Origin of the sequence: Streptomyces sp. NBC_00012, from assembly GCF_045040875.1 — a bacterium.
Classification (GTDB): domain Bacteria; phylum Actinomycetota; class Actinomycetes; order Streptomycetales; family Streptomycetaceae; genus Streptomyces.
Genome location: NZ_CP108309.1, coordinates 39751 through 57998, shown reverse-complemented (window position 1 = coordinate 57998; position 18248 = coordinate 39751). Strand labels below are relative to the sequence as shown.

At 66.2% G+C, this 18248-nt stretch carries 13 protein-coding genes and 4 pseudogenes; 9 read left to right on the top strand and 8 right to left on the bottom strand.

Features of this window, described 5'->3' with window-relative positions:
- Nucleotides 1-617: 617 nt before the first annotated feature.
- The 3 genes and pseudogenes from ltrA (OHA19_RS00260) to OHA19_RS00250 all read right to left on the bottom strand — a co-directional run.
- Nucleotides 618-2369 (bottom strand): group II intron reverse transcriptase/maturase, encoded by a 1752-nt coding sequence (gene ltrA, locus OHA19_RS00260; RefSeq protein ID WP_331734672.1) that lies wholly within the window; start codon nt 2367-2369, stop codon nt 618-620.
- A 656-nt stretch (nt 2370-3025) separates the two neighbouring features.
- Entirely contained in the window at nt 3026-3292 is a 267-nt protein-coding gene (locus tag OHA19_RS00255) for a hypothetical protein (protein WP_405721109.1), read from the bottom strand.
- A gap of 226 nt (nt 3293-3518) precedes the next feature.
- Nucleotides 3519-4310, bottom strand: a pseudogene (locus tag OHA19_RS00250) (IS3 family transposase); the annotation flags it as partial.
- Nucleotides 4311-4670: 360 nt separating this feature from the next.
- Between OHA19_RS00250 and OHA19_RS00245 the strand changes: the two are divergent.
- Nucleotides 4671-5790, top strand: a pseudogene (locus OHA19_RS00245) (transposase); the annotation flags it as partial.
- Here OHA19_RS00245 and OHA19_RS00240 read toward each other — a convergent pair.
- Complete coding sequence (locus OHA19_RS00240) at nt 5750-6277, bottom strand: hypothetical protein (RefSeq protein WP_405721111.1); 528 nt, start codon at nt 6275-6277, stop codon at nt 5750-5752. The pseudogene OHA19_RS00245 and the gene OHA19_RS00240 overlap by 41 nt on opposite strands.
- 253 nt (nt 6278-6530) lie before the next feature.
- On the opposite strand from OHA19_RS00240, the gene OHA19_RS00235 reads away from it, so the two are divergent.
- Together OHA19_RS00235 and OHA19_RS00230 are read left to right on the top strand one after the other, a co-directional pair.
- Nucleotides 6531-6779 carry a hypothetical protein gene (locus OHA19_RS00235; protein ID WP_405721114.1) on the top strand — a complete coding sequence of 83 codons (249 nt, stop codon included), beginning with the start codon at nt 6531-6533 and terminating at the stop codon, nt 6777-6779.
- A gap of 130 nt (nt 6780-6909) precedes the next feature.
- Nucleotides 6910-8379, top strand: a complete 1470-nt coding sequence (locus OHA19_RS00230) for a hypothetical protein (RefSeq protein ID WP_331734268.1) — start codon at nt 6910-6912, stop codon at nt 8377-8379.
- A gap of 563 nt (nt 8380-8942) precedes the next feature.
- Here OHA19_RS00230 and OHA19_RS00225 read toward each other — a convergent pair.
- A pseudogene (locus OHA19_RS00225) lies at nt 8943-9636 on the bottom strand (IS6 family transposase).
- Between the two features lie 51 nt (nt 9637-9687).
- Entirely contained in the window at nt 9688-10944 is a 1257-nt protein-coding gene (locus OHA19_RS00220) for a hypothetical protein (protein ID WP_405748955.1), read from the bottom strand.
- Between the two features lie 269 nt (nt 10945-11213).
- Here OHA19_RS00220 and OHA19_RS00215 point away from each other — a divergent pair, with 269 nt between their 5' ends.
- Together OHA19_RS00215 and OHA19_RS00210 are read left to right on the top strand one after the other, a co-directional pair.
- Nucleotides 11214-11336: a hypothetical protein gene (locus OHA19_RS00215; RefSeq protein WP_329584981.1), complete on the top strand. Its 123-nt coding sequence runs from the start codon at nt 11214-11216 to the stop codon at nt 11334-11336.
- A 19-nt stretch (nt 11337-11355) separates the two neighbouring features.
- Nucleotides 11356-11640 carry a hypothetical protein gene (locus tag OHA19_RS00210; protein ID WP_405721117.1) on the top strand — a complete coding sequence of 95 codons (285 nt, stop codon included), beginning with the start codon at nt 11356-11358 and terminating at the stop codon, nt 11638-11640.
- Nucleotides 11641-11771: 131 nt separating this feature from the next.
- On the opposite strand, the gene OHA19_RS00205 is transcribed toward OHA19_RS00210, so the two are convergent.
- The gene (locus OHA19_RS00205; protein WP_329584978.1) at nt 11772-12689 is read right to left on the bottom strand and encodes an NADP-dependent oxidoreductase; all 918 of its coding nucleotides are present in this window, start codon (nt 12687-12689) and stop codon (nt 11772-11774) included.
- A 260-nt stretch (nt 12690-12949) separates the two neighbouring features.
- Entirely contained in the window at nt 12950-13246 is a 297-nt protein-coding gene (locus OHA19_RS00200; protein WP_329584975.1) for a hypothetical protein, read from the bottom strand.
- Between the two features lie 273 nt (nt 13247-13519).
- Here OHA19_RS00200 and OHA19_RS00195 point away from each other — a divergent pair, with 273 nt between their 5' ends.
- From OHA19_RS00195 to OHA19_RS00180, 4 genes and pseudogenes are all read left to right on the top strand, one after another.
- Complete coding sequence (locus OHA19_RS00195) at nt 13520-13873, top strand: effector-associated constant component EACC1 (protein WP_331734265.1); 354 nt, start codon at nt 13520-13522, stop codon at nt 13871-13873.
- Complete coding sequence (locus OHA19_RS00190; protein WP_331734263.1) at nt 13870-16128, top strand: caspase, EACC1-associated type; 2259 nt, start codon at nt 13870-13872, stop codon at nt 16126-16128. Before OHA19_RS00195 ends, OHA19_RS00190 begins: the two co-directional genes overlap by 4 nt.
- A gap of 719 nt (nt 16129-16847) precedes the next feature.
- Nucleotides 16848-17665: pseudogene (ltrA, locus tag OHA19_RS00185) on the top strand (group II intron reverse transcriptase/maturase); the annotation flags it as partial.
- Nucleotides 17666-17818: 153 nt separating this feature from the next.
- Entirely contained in the window at nt 17819-18112 is a 294-nt protein-coding gene (locus OHA19_RS00180) for a group II intron maturase-specific domain-containing protein (RefSeq protein WP_405722168.1), read from the top strand.
- The last annotated feature ends 136 nt before the right edge of the window (nt 18113-18248 follow it).

Here is an 18248-nt window from a genome sequence, read left to right as displayed (position 1 = left end):
CCCGGGTGTGCATGGCCTGGTTGGAGTTCGCGGCCAAGAGCTGGCAGACCTGGCCCAACGGCCGGAGAGGGCCCGGCTCGGGTCCTGCGTGCTGGGCAGGGCTGGTGGGTGCACGGTGATCTCGATGGCGGTGATCGGTGTGCTGGCGCGTGGACGGCCGTCGCGGTTCCAGATGTTGTAGCGGGAGGTTCTGCACTTGACGATGCGGGCGGACAGGCGCATCCGGCGCCCGGGGAGCAGCGCGTGCAGAACGCGGGTGCCGATGTGTCCCACCAGGTCGGAGGGGCTGCTCGGCCCTGAGGTCGCGGTCGTTCCGACGAGGCTGACCACCGTGTCGCGGGCGGCTTCCAGAGCGACGGTGAAGCCGGCTCGGTCGGGATCGCAGCCGGGCAGTGTCTCCACCGCGGTCACCATGACCGAGCGCAGGGCCTGGTAGAGGGTGAGCAGTCCCCACATCTCCTGGTTGAGACCCACCGGGTCCTTCGAACGTAGGACCCGGCCTCTGAGAAGGGTGTGACGTAGAGCAGGTAGGTGATCTCGATCTGTCGGGTAGGTGCGGCGCATTGCTGCGCCGCACCCCCCTCAGAACCGGACGTGCGGCGTTAACCGCATCCGGCTCAAGCAGGCCCTGAAGGCCCACGGGCAGCCAGAATGGCTGGTCGCCGTGGTTCACTGCCGCCGCGCCAGCGGTGGCAGTGAACGTGGGTGAGTCGGAAGGCGGCGGGATCGTCGGACTGGCTTCTGTCCGGGTCGGTGGTGAGCGCGTTTGCGTGTACCGCCGTCCGGATCGCCCGCAGCCACTGCTCCCATTCCTGGGGGCTCTGCGGCTGCTGGTCGGCGTGTAGGAGAAGGGTTCCGCAGAGCGGGCACCTGCCGTGCTGCCCCTGGAGCAGACGTAGCAGGAGCGGGCTGAGCGGGGGCTTGTTCCTGCGTCGCCGTGAGGCCCAGTACTCGGTCAGCACCGGGTCGTCCACGGACGCCCCTTTGATGACGAGTTGATGTCTGACGATCCTGGTCCAGGCGAACTTGGTGAGATAGCGGCCGCTCTCGCGGTCGCCGAACACCCACCGGTCCTGCCGGGACTCGTTGAACCGGCCGAAGTACCGGGAGGTCACCCAGCCGTTCGGCTTGTTCGGGTGTGTGTGCCGGGCCCACTTGTAGACCAGCCTCCACACGTGGTTGTCCAGCGAGGTGAACACCTCGCTGGAGACCACTCCCCGATAGTAGGCAGCCCAGCCCCTGATGATCGGGTTGAGCTTGGCGATCACCGCTGCCGCATTCTGTCCCCGAAGGGCCAGTACTTCGGCGGTGAGCCGTGCCCGGATCCGTCGCACGGATGCCTTGCTCGGCTTGATCAGCAGCATGCCGTGACAGCGGCGGACGGTGAAGCCCAGGAAGTCACAGCCCTCATCGAGGTGCGCGATGCGCGTCTTGTCCTCGTTGAAGGCCAGACCTCGGGGCTTGAGCCACCGCGCGAGCCGCTCCTTGACCTGCTGGGCCTCGTCACGGCTGTGACAGAGAACCACCAGGTCGTCGGCGTACCTGATCAGAGTCGGCGAGCCGACTGCCAGTTCACCAGCCCGTGGGCCTGTGAGCCGGTAGCGGACTCCGGCAGCCTCTTCCATCCCGTGCAAGGCCACGTTCATCAGCGCCGGGGAGATGATCCCGCCTTGCGGAACCCCCTCTTCGGTCGGGGCGAAGACGCCGCGGTCGATCACTCCTGCCTTGAGCCACTGTTCGATCAGACCCCGTGCGGGGAACTGTCCGATGGAGGCCATGAGGCGGTCGTGGTCGATGCGGTCGAACGCCGCTGCCAGGTCCGCGTCAAGGACCCACTGGCGCTTCGGGCTCTTGCCCTTGGCGGCCAGGAAGATTGCTCCGATCGCGTCATGACAGCCACGGCCGGGACGAAATCCATAGGATCGCGGCTCGAACCGTGCCTCCCACTCGGGCTCCAACGCGTTCAGCGTCACGGCTTGAAGACACCGGTCGATGATCACGGGAATCCCGAGGCCGCGCTGACGACCGTTGGCCTTGGGGATATAGACCCGCCTGACGGGCAAGGGCTTCCATGGAGCTGTCCGGTGCTGCATCCAGTCGGCCAGTTCGGCCTTCCCCTGGGGCAGCAGGACGACCCGTCCGTCGATCCCTGCCGTCTTGCGGCCAGCGTTGATCTCCGTCGCCCGCCGCACGCTCACCAGCGTGTTGGAGCGGGAGCGGAGCATCAGTTTCTGGAGATTGCGGACCCTCTTGAGGTCCCCTGCCTGTGACGCCGTGAAGATCCGCTGCCTCAGCCGCCGTACTTCGTCCTCCGCGTTCTGCCAGTCGATCGACTGCCAGTCGGTGGACTCGTCCTCAGGTCCGTTCATCGTGGTGACGTTGTCGTCCTGGACGGTATCCGCCACGGATGATGTTGTTGCCACGGTGTCTAACTTGCCCTTCGGTTCCGGCGCTGTTGATCATCGAGCCCCCACAGGCCCACCTGACCCACGTCAGCACCCTTGCAGGTCCGGGCAGTGCCCGTATCCGGCCGGTTATGCGAGGCGACCAGCGGAGGTGCTGGCCATCTGCCCCGGTTTCCCGCTGCCTTTCGGCCACCGGCGTTGGCTTCTTGGGTCATCCTGTGCCCGCTGGGGAGTTGGGCCTTCCTTACGGTCGGCTGACCGGACGCTGTCGCGCCTGGACCCCAGCGGGGTTTCCACGTTCCACACGAGTGAGATACGACCGGGGTGGGTGCCCCCTAAACTCCGGGACCGCGATGCTCTCCCGGCTGACGTTGGGTCTTCAGCCGGCGCCTGCCGCTTCTCAGCGGCCAGTCCTGCACCCCGCTGAAGCAATCCATCGGCGGGGCTCACGATCACGAGGCATCATCAGGGGTTCACTTGCGTTCACCCGTCCGGTCTTCCCCTTGCCTGTAACCCCCGGATGGAACAGGGGTCCTTGGGCTTCTCCTTCGAGCTTCACACCCCGCCGTTACCAGCGACGCATGTCGAAGTGGGGACGGGCCTTGAGCACTGGCCCGGAACTACGCTGTCGACATCAAGTCGATCCTCCGATCAGGTAATTCACTCAATCTCGTGCGACTTCGTGTCGCACCCCAGCGCTCGTGGTAGAGACGCACCAGGTGGTCGGCTGGATCAGTGCGGTGGTCGTTGAGCGTGGTCAGCAGGCGGTAGGTCCCGCCGAAGTCGCCGCCGTCAGCGGTGCGGGAGTGGATCTCGGCCTCGATCACCCGCAGCGGGAGGCCACCTATCCGGGTCAGGTAGGAGCCGTCGGGCAGCAGCGCCAGCACCGGCGGTCGTCGGGTGCTGGTAGCACGTATCAGGAACTGAGTCCCTTGAGCGAGTAATTGTCAAGACCTGTGGATCGGTGGCTATGTGCGGGGGTCTGACTTTGGTGTCGTTGTAACCGTGCAGGGGTTTCAGGCGAGGCCCTCAAGGAAGTCCGCGAGCGCGGTGTGCAGAATCTCGGGCTGTTCCAGGTGCAGGTCGGGCCTTGACCCCGGATGTTGAACACGTCTATGCGGCTTGGGTCAGGGTAGTTGCTGCTGCTTGGACGGCGTTCTCGTAGGCAATCGGAGACCGCTGACCGAGGCGGGAATGCCGGCGCCGGGTGTTGTAGCGGGTCAGCCAGCGGAAGGCGTCGAGCCTGGCCTCACGCTCGCTCGACCAGGCTTTGCGGCCTTTGAGCGTCTCTCTCTTGAAGGCGGCGTTGAAGCTTTCCGCGGCAGCGTTGTCGGCGCTGGACCCGATCGCTCCCATGCTCTGCCGGACCCCAGCTGACCTGCAGAGTTCCGCGAAGGCCCTGCTCGAATATTGAGATCCGTGGTCGGTGTGCATGATCGCTCCGGTCAAGTTTCCGCGGGTCCGTTCGGCGGCCGTGAGGGCGTCGATGACGAGTTCTGTCCGCATGTGGTCAGCGATCGCCCACCCGGCGAGACGGCGTGAGGCGGGGTCGATGACGGTCGCGAGGTAGAGCGGCTTCGCGCCGCTGACCGGCAGGTATGTGATGTCGCCGACGTACTTTCTGTTGACTGCGGCCGCGGTGAAGTCACGGCCGATCAGGTTTGGCGCCTTCGCTGCGGTCTGGTCCGCGACGGTGGTGCGGTGCCGGCGGCGCAGACGGACTCCCTCGAGCCCGATGGACCGCATGATCCTCGCGACGCGCTTGTGGTTGACCACCGGGCCGCCCTCGTCGCGGAGTTCTGCGGTGATCCTGGGGGCTCCGTAGGTGCCGTCGGAGTCTTGGTGGACCTTGCGTATCCGGGCCGCGATCCCGGCTTCTGGCGGGCCGCTCTCGCGGATGCGGTGCGGCGCCAATAGTGGAACGCGATGATCTCCACCGGGTACCGGTGCCCCTTGTACGACGGCGGCGTATTGCCCACGGACAACCCCTCGTCTGGCGCCACATCGGCACCCACGAAATCCTCGCTGGCCCGTGACCGGGTCAGGTGCTCAGGCCCGTCATCGGGTGCGCAAGGTGAGGGCAGCTCTCAACGCCGCTGTACCGTGCGAGCACCACCACGCTCGCCGCTCCTCTCCTCCGCAGCCGGTTGCCCAACAGGTTGCCTTACAGGTTGCCTTACAGGTTGCGCAACGGGTTGCGAAGGCTCCTGCCCCGGACGCTGCTACGTCGCAGGTCACCGCCCGTGGGTCAGCAGCGTCCCAAGGGGCAAGCTGCTGGCCAAGTGCAGGATCAAGGACGATCTGGACGGCTACCGGCTGCTGCTGGTTGGTCGCCACACTGCGGCAGGGCCCTCGGAAGATCTACGCGGTCAACCCGATGGCTGCCTCCCGCTACCGCGACCGGCATGGAGTCAGTCGCAAGAAGTCCGACCCGGGCGACGCCCTGGTGCTCGCGAACATCATCCGCACCGACGCGCCGATGCACTGGTCGCTGCCCGCCGATACCGATCTGGCCCAGGCCGTCGCCGTCCTGGCCCGCGCGCAGCAGGACGCGGTCTGGAACCGCCAGCAGGTCGCCAACCAGCTGCGGTCCCTGCTCAGGGAGTACTTCCCAGCGATGATCGAGGCGTTCAGGGACAAGCCAGGAACCCTGACCCGACCTGATGCCCGCCGCATCCTCTCCGTCGCGCCTACACCTGCCATGGCCGCCAAGCTGCAGATGCGGAAGCTGACCGCCATGCTCCGGCGCGCCAGCCGCCGCCGCGGCATCGAAACCGGCGCCGAACGAATCCAGCAGCTCTTCCGCCAGGAAGCCCCGCGGCAGCTGCCCCTCGTCGAGGACGCCATGGGCAAGCAGGCACGAGCCCTGCTCCTGCAACTCGATGCCGCCTGCGAGGCGGTCGACGACCTGGCCCGTGCCACCGAGGATGCCTTCCGCTCACACCCGGACGCGGCGATCATGCTGAGCTTCCCCGGGATCGGTCCCCAGGTCGGTGCCCGCATCCTGGGCGAGATCGGCGATGACCGGAGCCGGTTCGCCACCGCCGGAGGACTGAAGGCGTACGCCGGCTCGGCCCCGATCACGCGGGCCTCCGGCAAACGACGCTAAGTCGGGCGCCGGTTCGTCAAGAACAACCGACTCAACCACGTCGGCCACCTGTGGGCCTTCGCATCCCTCAGTGGCTCATCCGGCGCGGACGCCCACTACCGGCGCCGCCGGGCAGGAGGAGACTGGCACATGCAGGCCCTGCGGCACCTGTTCAACCGGATGCTCGGCCAGCTCCACCACTGCCTTCAGGCGCGGAGTCTGTTCGACGAAGCGATCGCTTTCCCGCCAAGCACCGCTACGGGTTCACTGACGGGAGCTCCTCCGGCACAACCATGACGAGACCCGAGCTGACGGGACGCTCGTCGTTGACAAGAATGAGCCGGTTCCCGGCCCAGGTATCGAGCCGGTCGCATGCCCAAGCGGGGTCATACGCTGCCGTGGGCAGCTGGGGTATGCGCTTTCGACCAGTGTCGTCGAGCCGGTAGGGAACCTCGAAGGCCGTGTTCCAGTCGTCCAGCATCGCGGCGAACCGCTCTTCCGCCTCTGCCGGACCGATGCCCAGGTACTGGGCGATCTCCGTCCAGGAGCTGCCTCGCTCGCGTTCGTAGATCACGGCCGAGACCAGAGCACGCTCAGCGAGCTCTGCGAGCTGGAATGCCTGGCTTACCCGGCCTCCGGGACCGGTGTCAGGGTCGTTACCGGTGGCGACCAGGCCGACGGCGCCGTCCGCAACGTCCGCTGCGTGATCGCACAGGACGAGGCGCGCCAGCGCCTGGCGGGTGAATCGGGCACGGGCGGCGTCATAAGGGGTCGTCTCAGTCACCCCCACAGCCTCGCAGGCCCTTGCCTGCGGCGAGTACCCGATTTCCGCGAGGGGCCGGTCTCCGTTTGACGGCTTAACTGCATGAGGTGTCTTTGTGCGCGATAGCCGTACCAAGAGGTCGAGCGTTCGGAGCCGGGCGGCGAGGTGGGATGCCACTGCGCATAGCAAGACCGTCAGCCGTCACTGCTCCTGGACACGATCCCGCCCGGCCGCCGGGGCGGCCCGGAGACGCGCTCCCCGTACGATGACCGGCGTGACCGTCCGCCGTGCCCTTGGCTCCGGCCCCCAGGCTCCCGCGCCCAGCATCCGCGCCGCCCAGGCCGACCTGCTCGACACTCTCCCCGGAGAGCGCCTGTCCGACCTCGACGAACTCCGAGCCCGAGGCGTACTCGGCACACGCCCCGCAGCGCCCCCGTCCCCGCGGCGGACCCTCGGAACCGGCGGCCACGCCGACGAGGAACTGCCCCAGGGCTCCGTCGTTCTCGCGATCGGTGAGGAATGATCACGTGAGTCCGAGGGCGGCCGGCGGCCGGGTCATGTCCCGCCCGTGATGGCGCAGGCCCTCGGCGATGTTGCCCCACCCAGGTGTGTCGCTTCCGAGACGGTCATTCCGACACAGTCACCCTGAGTTCGTGAGCAACCACCCTCTCATCGTCGTGGAGGCCCCGGACGCACGGGGGCTGCGGGTCGTGCGCGTCCGAGGAGAGACCATCGGACGGGTCTCGTCGGCGCGCGGGCTGAGACGCCTTCTCCGGCGGGCCGGCTTGCCTCCGGACAACCTTGATGCCGACGACCCCGGCCGGGTCGACTGGGAGGCGGATTCCTGGCCCGACCGTCCATGGCGAAGACGCGCCGCCGGCGCCTTGATGGCGCTGGGCCTCCTGGTCTCGGCCGCGGTCCTCTTTCGTGTGGGCACTACGGACGCGTTCAACGCCCTCGCGTACGGCGGTCGCGTCGTGGGCGTCGCCTTCATCGCCGCGGCACTGGCCGAAGCGGTCGCAGCGCTGGCCGTGTGCGACTACTGGGGCAAGAGGGCCGTCCAATACTCGGGCCCGGTCGTCCTGGCGGGCGTCGGCACCGTGCTGGTCACGGATCTGATGTTCCTGATCACACAGATCCAGGGCCGGGATTACACCCCGTTCCTCTGGCTGTGGATCGGCCTGGTGCTTTGGGCGGCCTGGGCCCTGTGGACTCTGACACGACAGAAGGTGTGGCAGGCGATCCAGCATCCCAGGGGCATCGCACTGAGCGTCGTGGTGTCCGGAGTCATCGGGCTGGCGAGCCTGACCTATTCACAGATGTACGTCCCGTACTCCACTCCCGTGAAAATCCCGTTCAGCATCACGTTCGGCGAATCCACCTTAAGTGCGGACGGTACTGCGCTTCACGTTCCGGCACATGTGGAGTTCCGCAACACCGGTTCGGTAAGGGTCTATGTCGTCGGCACCATGTGGACGGTCCTAGGGTGGCCGACTCAATACTCAGAAAAGGGTATCGGGGAGAGCGAATGGAAGCGGGAGACATTGAATTACGACCGAACATTCAGGCACGTAAAGTATGGGTACTCGCACATGTTGGGCACCGGGAAGTTCGCCGACCCGGGCGATCGGCTTGACCCAGGGATGAACCTCTCGCACGACTTCGTCATCGATGTGCCGCTGCGATCCGGGCTAGGTCGCATCGAGATCGACGCGACCGCCTCCTTCGTCCGAGCCGACCGAGGCAAACTGGGAAACAGCTATGCGAGTTCGATCGAAGTCTCCTGGGACCGGGAAACTGGGAGGCATCTCCAGGATGCCCCGGACTGGCTCACACCAAAAGGAGACGATTTCTATCGCTTCCACTCCAAGATTTACCACAGCAGCGAGATGCTGAACCTGACGCATTCCACGGACTATGCCACGGGCTGGTGGGTGTTTCCGAAAGGGGAAAACGACGTAGCCAAGGGAGACACCAAGCCCTACCTGTACGTCTCAATTTTCCGAGACTCGGAAGGCAAGGAAAGACTGAGCGATTCAGAGCAAGAACCATATGGAATGACCACAGAAACCCGATCGACTGAACGCACAGTCGATCAACTCCTTCGGGCCGCGAAGAAGTAGCGCTCCACGGCCCAAGGCTCTGTCGTTCTTGCGATCGGCGCGGAGTGATCACGTGAGTCCGAGGGCGGCCGGCGGCCGGGTCATGTCCCGCCCGTGATGGCGCAGGCCCTCGGCGATGTTGTCCCACCCGGCCAGGCGGAGCGCGCCGATAGCCAGATTCCGTCGCCCGCGGCGCGCCGCCGGTCCGCACCCGCGAGGCGTCCTCCCCCGCAGGCGGGACCGAGCTCGCTGACTGCCCCGAGCACCGCCTCACGCCCGCCCAGGCGTTTCACTGGGCGGCCGAGTGCCCCGGTCGGCCCGGCCGTTGAGCCTCCAACCCCCGGATCAGCGGGCGGCGGGTGTTCACCGGGCGATTCCCGCCCCGGGCTGGACCACGATCCACGAGCAGGTATTCAGCTCTGTGGGAGTGCTCGCTTCCGTGTCCGAGATGGTTCTCAGCCTGGTGTCCGGCCTTGGATTCCGTGGGCCGGGCCGATCGGGGGTGTTCTATGGGGTGATGAGCAGTGATGGCCCGGCGCTGGTGCTGGACAAGCAGTGAGGATTGCCTGGTCACTGGGTGAGGATTACCGGGTCAGGGAAGTGAGAGCTCCCAAGCGGACGGTCATCTCGAGGCGGTGGTCGGGTGCGGTGCGGTGGTATCGGCCGGGTCGGAAGTGGGGCGAGATGCCGCTGAAGGCGGCCAGGAATCTTTGGGCGCCACCGATGCTGCGGAACCCTTCATTGCGCGCTCGCGCTGCCTGGTGGGCTGGTGCGAGTTCTCCGCCCGGTTGTTCAGTCCTTTGTGGGAGCGGTGCTCGACCGAGGGCATCACCTCGCGGTGGGCGGCGCTGCAGGAGCGGAGCTTGTCGGTGACGACCACCCGCGGCACCGTGCCGGTCTCTTTGAGGAGTCTGCGGAAGAAACGCCTGGCCGCGGCCTTGTCGCGGCGGTTCTGGGTCAGGATGTCGAGCACGTTGCCGTCGACGTCGACGGCCCGCCACAGGTACTTCACCTCGCCGTTGACCTTGATGAAGACCTCGTCCGGGTGCCATCTGTCGCCGGGCCGAGGACGGCGGCGCCGCAGGCTGTTCGCGTAGGCCTGGCCGAACTTCAAACACCACCGGCGCACCGTCTCGTAGGAGACGATGACGCCGCGCTCGAGCATTAGCCCTCGACCTCGCGGAAGGACAGCGGGAAGCGGAAGTACAGCCATACCGCGTGCGCGATCACCTCCACCGGGTACCGGTGGCCCTTGTACGACGGCGACGCGGACGACACGAACGACGCATTCCAGGCCCCGGGCCCCGGGCCCCGTTGGCTGCGGGAAGATCAGCTTCCGACGATGTCGAGAAGGTCCTGGAAACGGCGGTTCACGTGCTCGTTCTCACACGAGCGCCGGACATCCTTATCGGACTGGAGAGCATCGACGATCCTCTGGATGTCGCCGCGGCTATTGAGGAAGAGCTCCTCGATGATGGGGGCGGCCCGGTTGCTGTAGAAGACCTTCCGATTGAGACCGGCTCCGTATCCACCGGGCTCGCCGATGTAGCAGCGCACCATCCACTTGACGATCCCGGGCTTGATGTCGTCGGGAATTTCGGAAAGACCGCCGAACTCCTCAAACAGCCGCAGCGCGGGGCCGTGCTCCTCGTGGCGCTTCCAGTGGTGGCCGATGCCGTTGAGCTTGTCGAGCTGCTCCGCGAAGAAGTCTTTCCGCTGCCCCTTGTGCAGGTATGGCAGCAGTCCAGCAGCGTGGGCCACACGCACGGTGAGTTCGTCCAGGGAGGCACGCCCGAGCCGGTCCAGAAGGAGCTTGGCGACGGCCAGGCGCACGCCATTTCGAGTGAGTTCGCGCAGTTCTTGGAGCACCAGGTAGGCGTTCTCACGGACGACATCGGCTTCGGAGTTGCTCAAGGCCGTGCTCACCAGCACCTGGACGATCTCCTGCTGCCGCTGGTCCGGGGCTTGCTCGAAGTCGGCCAGAAGGCGGGTGTCCAGCGTGATGGGGCCGGATGCCTCGATGATCTGCTTGACCTCGTGCACCTCGATCAACGTGATCGGGTCCTTTGACAACACGGCGTCGATGCATGTCGCGAAGGTGTACACGACATCCTCGAAGGCCGCTTCGTAGTCGGAGTCCTCATGCTCAAGGTCCTTGCGGATGTCGTACACCCGCGTCATCTTGCGCCACTCGGCACGGTTGAGAAGCCCGATGCGGTAGGCGAGCTTGATCAAGTTAGAGGTCGTGTAGTGCTCGACGTCCTCAGCGTTCTGGATCGGCGGGAGCTTTGGGCTCGCAGCCCTGGCGGCCTCGCCCGCGATGCCGACACCTACGATCAGGATCTTGTCCTTGAGGTCCCGGATGGCGGCGTTGAACAGACGCTGACAAGCACTGCTCGGATCGACAGGCAGGATGCGGCGCACCCTCTCGATCAACTTCTTCGCCTGCCAGTCCGGCCGAATCCTCTGCATCAGGCCGGGTACTTCGTCGATGGTCGTGACCGCAACGGAGGTGGCTACGACGACAACGCCTTCTTCGCTCAACTTGCCCTCACCTGGAATGAATTGAATCTCTCGTTCGTCCAAGGGTACGGACTCAGCCGCCCCAGGCCGCAGGCGATTTCCGGGCGGGCAGTGCAGGGGATCCCACCCGAGGAAGCCCCGCATTGCTTTGACACTATGCAGCCGCCCACTTCAGCCCGAGGGCGGCCAGCGCCTGGAGCTTGTCGGCGGTCAACTTGGCGCGCCGACGGGTTGCTCAGCTGCCCATCGCACCTCGCTTCTCCCCTTGGCCGAGGAGGCCCGGAAGGGGGTTGAGGACATGAGCCGACCTATATGCCTCCTATGGTCAGCCCATGACCACTTATTCGGAGAGCCCGGACTCATTTCTTCCAGGCGAGCACGGTGAACTGCTGCGCGCACTGGCCAAGCAGCGGCAGTTGCTGCTCATCACGGTCCGCGGCATCACTGACGCGTAGGCCTGCGCAGCGCACAACCGTGAGTGAACTCACGCTGGGTGGGATCGTCAAGCACATGGCCCGCGGCGAGCAGGTATGGACGCAGATCCTGGTCAAGGGGGACGGAGAGCGGCCGGACGGCATGCTCGACACCGGGCAGTACCGCAAGGCCGAGGGCGAAAGACTCCCGGGGTTCCTCCGCCGCCGCGCCGCCGCCGATCGGCGGGGAGGGCGTCGCGGCCCGGATGGCGTCGGCGTCCAGCGCCTCTACAGCGACCCGGGACCCGGGACCACTGGTAGGACGACGCGTCCGGGTCAGGGATGAGGCCGGTGTGCCGGGCCCATCGGAGGGCTGCTGCGGGCGCCTTCAGGCGCTTGGCGGCCTGGCCCGCGTCGTACTCGGTTCGTCGCATGAGATCACCTCTCGCTCGTTTGCCGGGCCCGCCGCACGAGTCCTCACGGACGAACGCGGATGATCGTCTTCCCCTGGCGTCGCTCGGTCGGGTTGAGGGCGGCGACGGCATCGTCGAGGGTCGCGACGTTGCCGATGTTCGTGCGCAGTCGTCCGTCCCGCACCCGCTGGACGATCTCACCCAGTTGAGCACGATCGGACTCGACAACGAAGTCGATCGCCAGGCCGTGGGCGGGCCGCGCCTCAGGCGGCCCAACGACGGTTACGAGTGTTCCTCCAGCCCGGATCAGGCCTGCGGATCGCTTCTGGATGCCGCCGCCGATGACGTCGAAGACCAGGTCGACTTCGCCGATGTCTTCCAGGGTGTCGTTGTCGAGGTCGACGAACTCCATTGCGCCGAAGTCGAGTGCCTTCTGACGGTCAGCGGCACGTCCGGTGCCGATGACATAGGCGCCGGCCTCTCGTGCGAGCTGCGTCACCATCGTCCCGACTGCGCCGGTCGCGCCGTGCGCGAGGACGCTCTGCCCCGCCCGGAGGCGGCCGTGCTGGAACAGTCCCTGCCACGCGGTGAGGCCTGAGATCGGAAGGCTAGCGCCCACGGTGAAGTCGACGTCGCCCGGCAGCGGCGCAAGGCTGCGTGCCTCGACGGCCGCGTACTCGGCGAGGGTGCCGTCGCGATGCCAGTCGGTGAGGCCGAACACGCGCTGTCCCACCGAGAGACCCGTCGTGCCGTAGCCGAGGGCGGTGACCACTCCGGCCAGCTCATGTCCGGGGATCGACGGTGTTCGGCCGCGGTCGAGGCGATCGGTCCAGGTCGAGGGCCACGCCATCTCGGTCGGGACGAATCCCGACGCATGAATCTGAACGACGACATCGTTTGTCGCCGGCTCCGGCTCAGGCCGCTCCGTCAGCGTCATCCCGGCCGTTCCTGCGGCCTGGTCCGTCACCACGATCGCTTTCATTTGGACACCTCTCTGTATCAGTTCTCGCCCGCACGGCGCCTACGGTTCATGAGTGTTAGTGGTGTCAGACCTCGGCGTCTTACCCCGCTGATCGGCACAGGTGTGGGGGGAGGAAATCGTTGCCAAGCGCCGCTTCGAACCGGCTCACCGCTTCCCCGGCACAGGGGCACGGCCGGGCCTCCGCCCGTAGTCCGATCCTTGTGCGGGGTGGGAGTGATCGCATCACGAAGACGTCGGCCCGGGGCTGCGGGCGGCCTTGCTCATGACGACGGTGCCTCGGGTTCGGTGACGACGAACTTCGTGCCGGTCCAGCGCACGATCAGCTCCCGTACGCCGTCCGGCCCGCTCTGGGCCGCCCGGGACAGCTCGACCCGGCCCGCCAGGCTCCGACCGTGTTCCGCCCAGTAGGGGTGGGCGCCGATCAGACAGGACAGCCGGATCAGCACCCGCTGCAGCTCGGCTGCCCCGACGGCGGGGCGCAGAGCGAGCCGGTTGAAGATGCGGATCTGGCGGCGCTTGAGGTCGATCAGGTCGCCAGGGAAGCGGAAGGACGTCACTCACTTAGTAGATCAGACGTTCGAATTGCGGCGCGATTCCACACCACCAGGGAGCACAGGGTCAGTGGCGATCGTCTCGCCAGGGTGCGGGGGCTGGGACTCGTACCGGTGGTGGGACGATCGGCTCGGTCCGATTCCCAGGGCATCCCCGGGAGGAGTTGTTGACCGACAACTCCTCCCATCAATCCCGGTGAGCTTCGCGAGAGCCGTGCTGTGGCGGAGAATGGGCGCGCATCGTCGTAGGGAGGGTGCACGGGAGATGGGGAGGTCCGGGTGCGGTTAGAGATGCGGGTCGAGTCCGCAGCAGAACTGCGGTCGTTGCAGGGGTGGTTGCGGTCGGACCCCGAGGTACGCAGGTCTGCCACGGTCGAGGTGCGGGGGACTGCGCCGCGGCCGGGGGAGATGGGCACGGCGCTGGATGTGCTCGATCTGGTGACGGGGAACGGATGGAGTGCGGCGTCGTTCGTGCTGGCCCTGGTCGCATGGCGGCAGACCCGGCCGCAACGGGGCCGGTTGGAGATCCACCGCGGGGACACGGTCTACGTCCTCACCGGCCATTCCGACGAAGAGGTCGAACGGCTGATCCGGGCACTCGACACCGACCACGATGAGGACGCGAGCCAGTGAGCGTGCTGCCCGACCCAGGGGCGTCACGAGCGGTCCTGGTAGGGACGAGCCGCTACCAGCATCTAGAGCAGCTGCCGGCCGTCTCGAACAACCTGCAAGCCCTCGCCGGAATCCTCTCAAGCACTCTGTCCCTGCAACTGCCGACGCAGCACGTCGCCGTCGTCGAGAATCCGGCCGCCGCGCACACCGTGGTGAGCGAGGTGAGACAGGCTGCCGCCGAAGCCACCGACACGCTTGTCATCTACTTCGCCGGGCATGGGCTGATCGACCCGCAGGACACACTCAGCCTTGCCCTGCCGCACACCGAGTTCGGCCGTATCGAGACCGGCCTGCCCTACGACTGGCTCCGCCAGGCCCTTCTTCTGGACTCCCGCGCCGAGCGACACATCGTGATTCTGGACTGCTGCTACAGCGGCCTGGCCCTGGGACGGATGAGCGCATCGCCCGGCCTCGCCGACCAGGCCGCCGTGGAAGGCAGCTACCTCCTCGCCGCCGCAGCCGAGACCCGCACCGCCCTGGCACCGGTCGGGGACACCTACACCGCCTTCACCAGCGCACTGCTCGACACGCTGCGCCATGGCATCCCCGGCGGCCCCGCACTGCTGGATCTGGAAACCATCTACCAGCATCTGCATCTGACGCTGCAAGCCCGAGGGCATCCCGTACCCCAGGCCAGAGGCCGCAACAGCGGTGCCCGGGTAGCGCTCGGACGCAATCACGCAGATCTTCCCGCTTCACCGGCGACCGCTACGCCCGACGCGGAAGCCACCCGCCGTCCATGGCCGGATCCGTCGTCGATCCGCACCGTCACAGGGTTCTCCACCGGCCTCGCGGACGTACGCGTCATCAGTGGACTGACCCAACAGGCGGTCAGTAGACGCTCGGCCGGACGGATATCGGCCGCCACCGTCAGCAGCCTGCTCAATCGCACCACGCTTCCCACCACCTGGGGTACGACAGCTTCCTATCTGTCTGCCTGCGGAGTGCCCGACGACCAGATCACACACTGGCAGACCGCCTGGCAGCAGTTGCGTGAGAAAGGGCCGTCAGCGGACGGAGCAAGCCCCACAGAGCCCGGGACCGGGGAAACGTCGACCACCTCGGGTGGACCGAGCCGCCGCACCGTCCTGCTCGGCGGCGGCGCCACCCTGGCCACGGCGGCCGGCGCACTCGTCGCCCTGCGCCTCACCAATGACAGTTCCGACGCCAGTCGCAGTCCCGACACCGGCAGCCCCGACACCGGCAGCCCCGGCACCGGTGGCAGCGCCGACGCCGATGACTATTCCCTGGCCGCGCATACGGGCGACGTGAATTCCGTGGCGTTCAGCCGCGACGGCATCGTGGCCAGCGGCAGCGTCGATACAACCGTGTGGCTATGGAACATTGCCGATCGGGGACAGAAGCCCCGTCGCCTCGAAGAAGGCCACAGAGACAAGGTGAATGCCGTGGCGTTCAGCCGCGACGGCAAGACCTTGGTCAGCGGCGGCATCAATGAAATGTATTTCTGGGAAGCGGACGGCGCCAAACTAGGTCCAGCCGAAGACGACGTCACCTGGGTGATGTCGGTGGCGTTCAACCACGACGGCAAAATCCTGGCCAGCGGCGACTACGACCACACCGTGAAACTGTGGGACGTCGCCAGACGGAAACAGATCGGCACCCTCAAAGGCCACACCGACGCCGTGACTTCGGTGGCATTCGACCACGACGGCAAAATCCTGGCCAGCGCCAGCAACGACAACACCATCCTATTGTGGGACCTCGCCGACCTGGCCAGCGCCAGCAACGACAACACCATCCGGTTGTGGGACCTCGCCGATCGGAAGAGGCAGCTCGTCAAGCTCACCGTCGGCCCCAAGGCCGGGGAGGAGGACGACGGGCTGAACGGCGTGGCGTTCAGCCCTGACAACAAATACCTGGCTGCCGCGAGTGGCAACCACGATGTGCTGTTGTGGGAGGTCGCCGACCTGAAGAAGGATCCCACCCCGGATCCCACCCCCCTCAGACGCCATTCGAGCCCTGTGCTCTCGGTGGCGTTCAGTGGCGACAGCAAGACCCTGGCCAGCTGCGGCCGCGACAACACCATCCGGTTGTGGAACGTTAAGGACAGGGAGCTCATCGTCACCCTACCCAGTACCGACTGGGTGAAATCGGTGGCGTTCAGCCCCGACGACAAAACCCTGGCCAGCGGCGGCGACGACGACAAAGTCCGGGTGTGGAAGCTTCCACGGCCAGCCAACGGAGACACCCGATGACGATTGAATCGTCCCTCATAGAGCCGATGAGACCACGGCGGCAGCCAACCAGCTTCGTTGTTCACTACCTCGATAGAGCCAGACCCAACGAACCCGGCTGCTCCTATGTGGCACACAGGCCGTTTCCCCAGGTGTTGCGTCCTGAACGCGAGAAGGAGTTGGTAGTAGGACAGCTTCCAATAGCGATGCTGTGCGAAAGATGAAGGATTTGTGGCCCTTCGGAGTCGCCCTGTGGGGGGAGGCTTCAAACCGCCTCATGCTGCGTTGGCTGAAGACCGTCGTGGTGAGCGATGAGGAAAAGGCGTCGTAAGAGGCGTCAGGTGGGGACCGGGAAGACGAACGTAAGTGAATCGCTGCTGACGTGTCGCAAGGAAAACAGACGACATCAAAACCGGGGTGTTACCTGAACTCTGGGATGAGCCTGGCGGGTGCCCGCTTATTGGCCAGGCGGTGTCCGGCATGCAGGCGATGTGAGCCCGGTCTGCGGCTTTCGCACGGAACAGGAGAAGGCGCGCTCTGGTGCTGCCCGCCGCACTGTGGCGGCGAGAGGGAGTGCCCCGAGCAGACGCAACTGTGAGGGGTTGAGTACCGAGGCAGAGCACGCCGGCGGACCGGCTCGTAGTAGCGCTGAGGCCCCTGTAATGGGGGCGGAGCGAAGGGGTCGGGTCGTTCGTGGCTGAGTTGATCACATCAACCGGACGGTGTCCGGGAGGAGTGCGATGAGCCAGTTGAAGTCATCGACCAAACCGTTTGATATCTCGAAGTGGGAAGTCAAGGAGGCGTGGGAGGAAGTCAGGGCAAATAAAGGCGCACCAGGCGTGGACGGACGGAGTATTGAAGACTTCGAGAAAGACCTGAAGAGCAACCTTTACAAGGTCTGGAACCGAATGTCGTCGGGCTCCTACTTCCCGCCGCCGGTGCGTGCGGTGGCCATTCCCAAGCCGCATGGTGGGGGCACGAGAATGCTTGGCATTCCCGCTGTCGCCGACCGTGTGGCCCAGACCGTGGTGGCACGGCATCTGATGCGAAGGGTGGAACCTGTTTTCCATCCGGACAGCTACGGATACCGGCCGGGACGGTCCGCTTTGGACGCAGTGGAACGGTGCCGGGAGCGCTGCTGGAAGCGGAATTGGGTGGTGGAGTTCGACATCGCCCAGTTCTTCGACAGCGTGCCCTGGGACCTGCTGGTCAAGGCGGTGGAAGCGCACACCGACGCCGTCTGGGTGAACTTGTATGTACGGCGGTGGCTCGAAGCGCCGCTCGCCATGCCCGACGGTTCCCTGCTGGAACGGGAACGCGGGACCCCGCAAGGGGCCCGGTGTCTCCCGTCCTGGCGAACCTGTTCCTGCACTACGCGTTCGATGCCTGGATGGACCGGGAGTTCTCGTCCGTCTGGTTCGAACGCTATGCGGACGACGCGGTGCTGCACTGCGTCACCGAGCGCCAGGCCCGCCAGGTGCTGGCCGCGCTCGCGGACAGGATGGCCGAGGTCGGGTTGCGCCTGCACCCGGCCAAGACCCGGATCGTCTACTGCAAGGACGGATTGCGCCCGGGCTCCTACGAGCACACGGCGTTCACCTTCCTCGGGTACACGTTCCGCGCCAGGAAGAACCGGAGTCGGCACGGGAACCTCTTCCTGTCCTTCGAACCGGCGATCAGCAAGGACGCCCTGAAGAAGATCAGCAGGGAGGTGCGGGGCTGGCACCTGCACACCCGCACCGATCTGACCTTCCAGGAGCTCGCTCGCAGGGTAAATCCCAAGGTTGCGGGCTGGATCAACTACTACGGCCGGTTCCGGCCCTGGGAGCTGATCCCTCTTTTGGCGCGCATCAACACCTACCTGTTGCGCTGGATCCGCAAGAAGTACAAACGGCTCGCGGCCAAGCGGAAGGCGCTTGCGAAGTTGCAGGAGATCGCTCGGCGATACCCCCGCATGTTCGCGCACTGGCGCCTCTCTCCGTCCCAGAGTGCCGTGTTGGTCTGACGATCAGGACGACAAGAGCCGTGTAACGGGAGACTGTTAAGCACGGTTCTGTGAGGGCCGGGGGGTGAGATTCCCCCGGCTACTCGGCGGCGAGCGCGCTGTAAGGATGTGAGGTGTGAGGCGAGGGCCTGCGGCA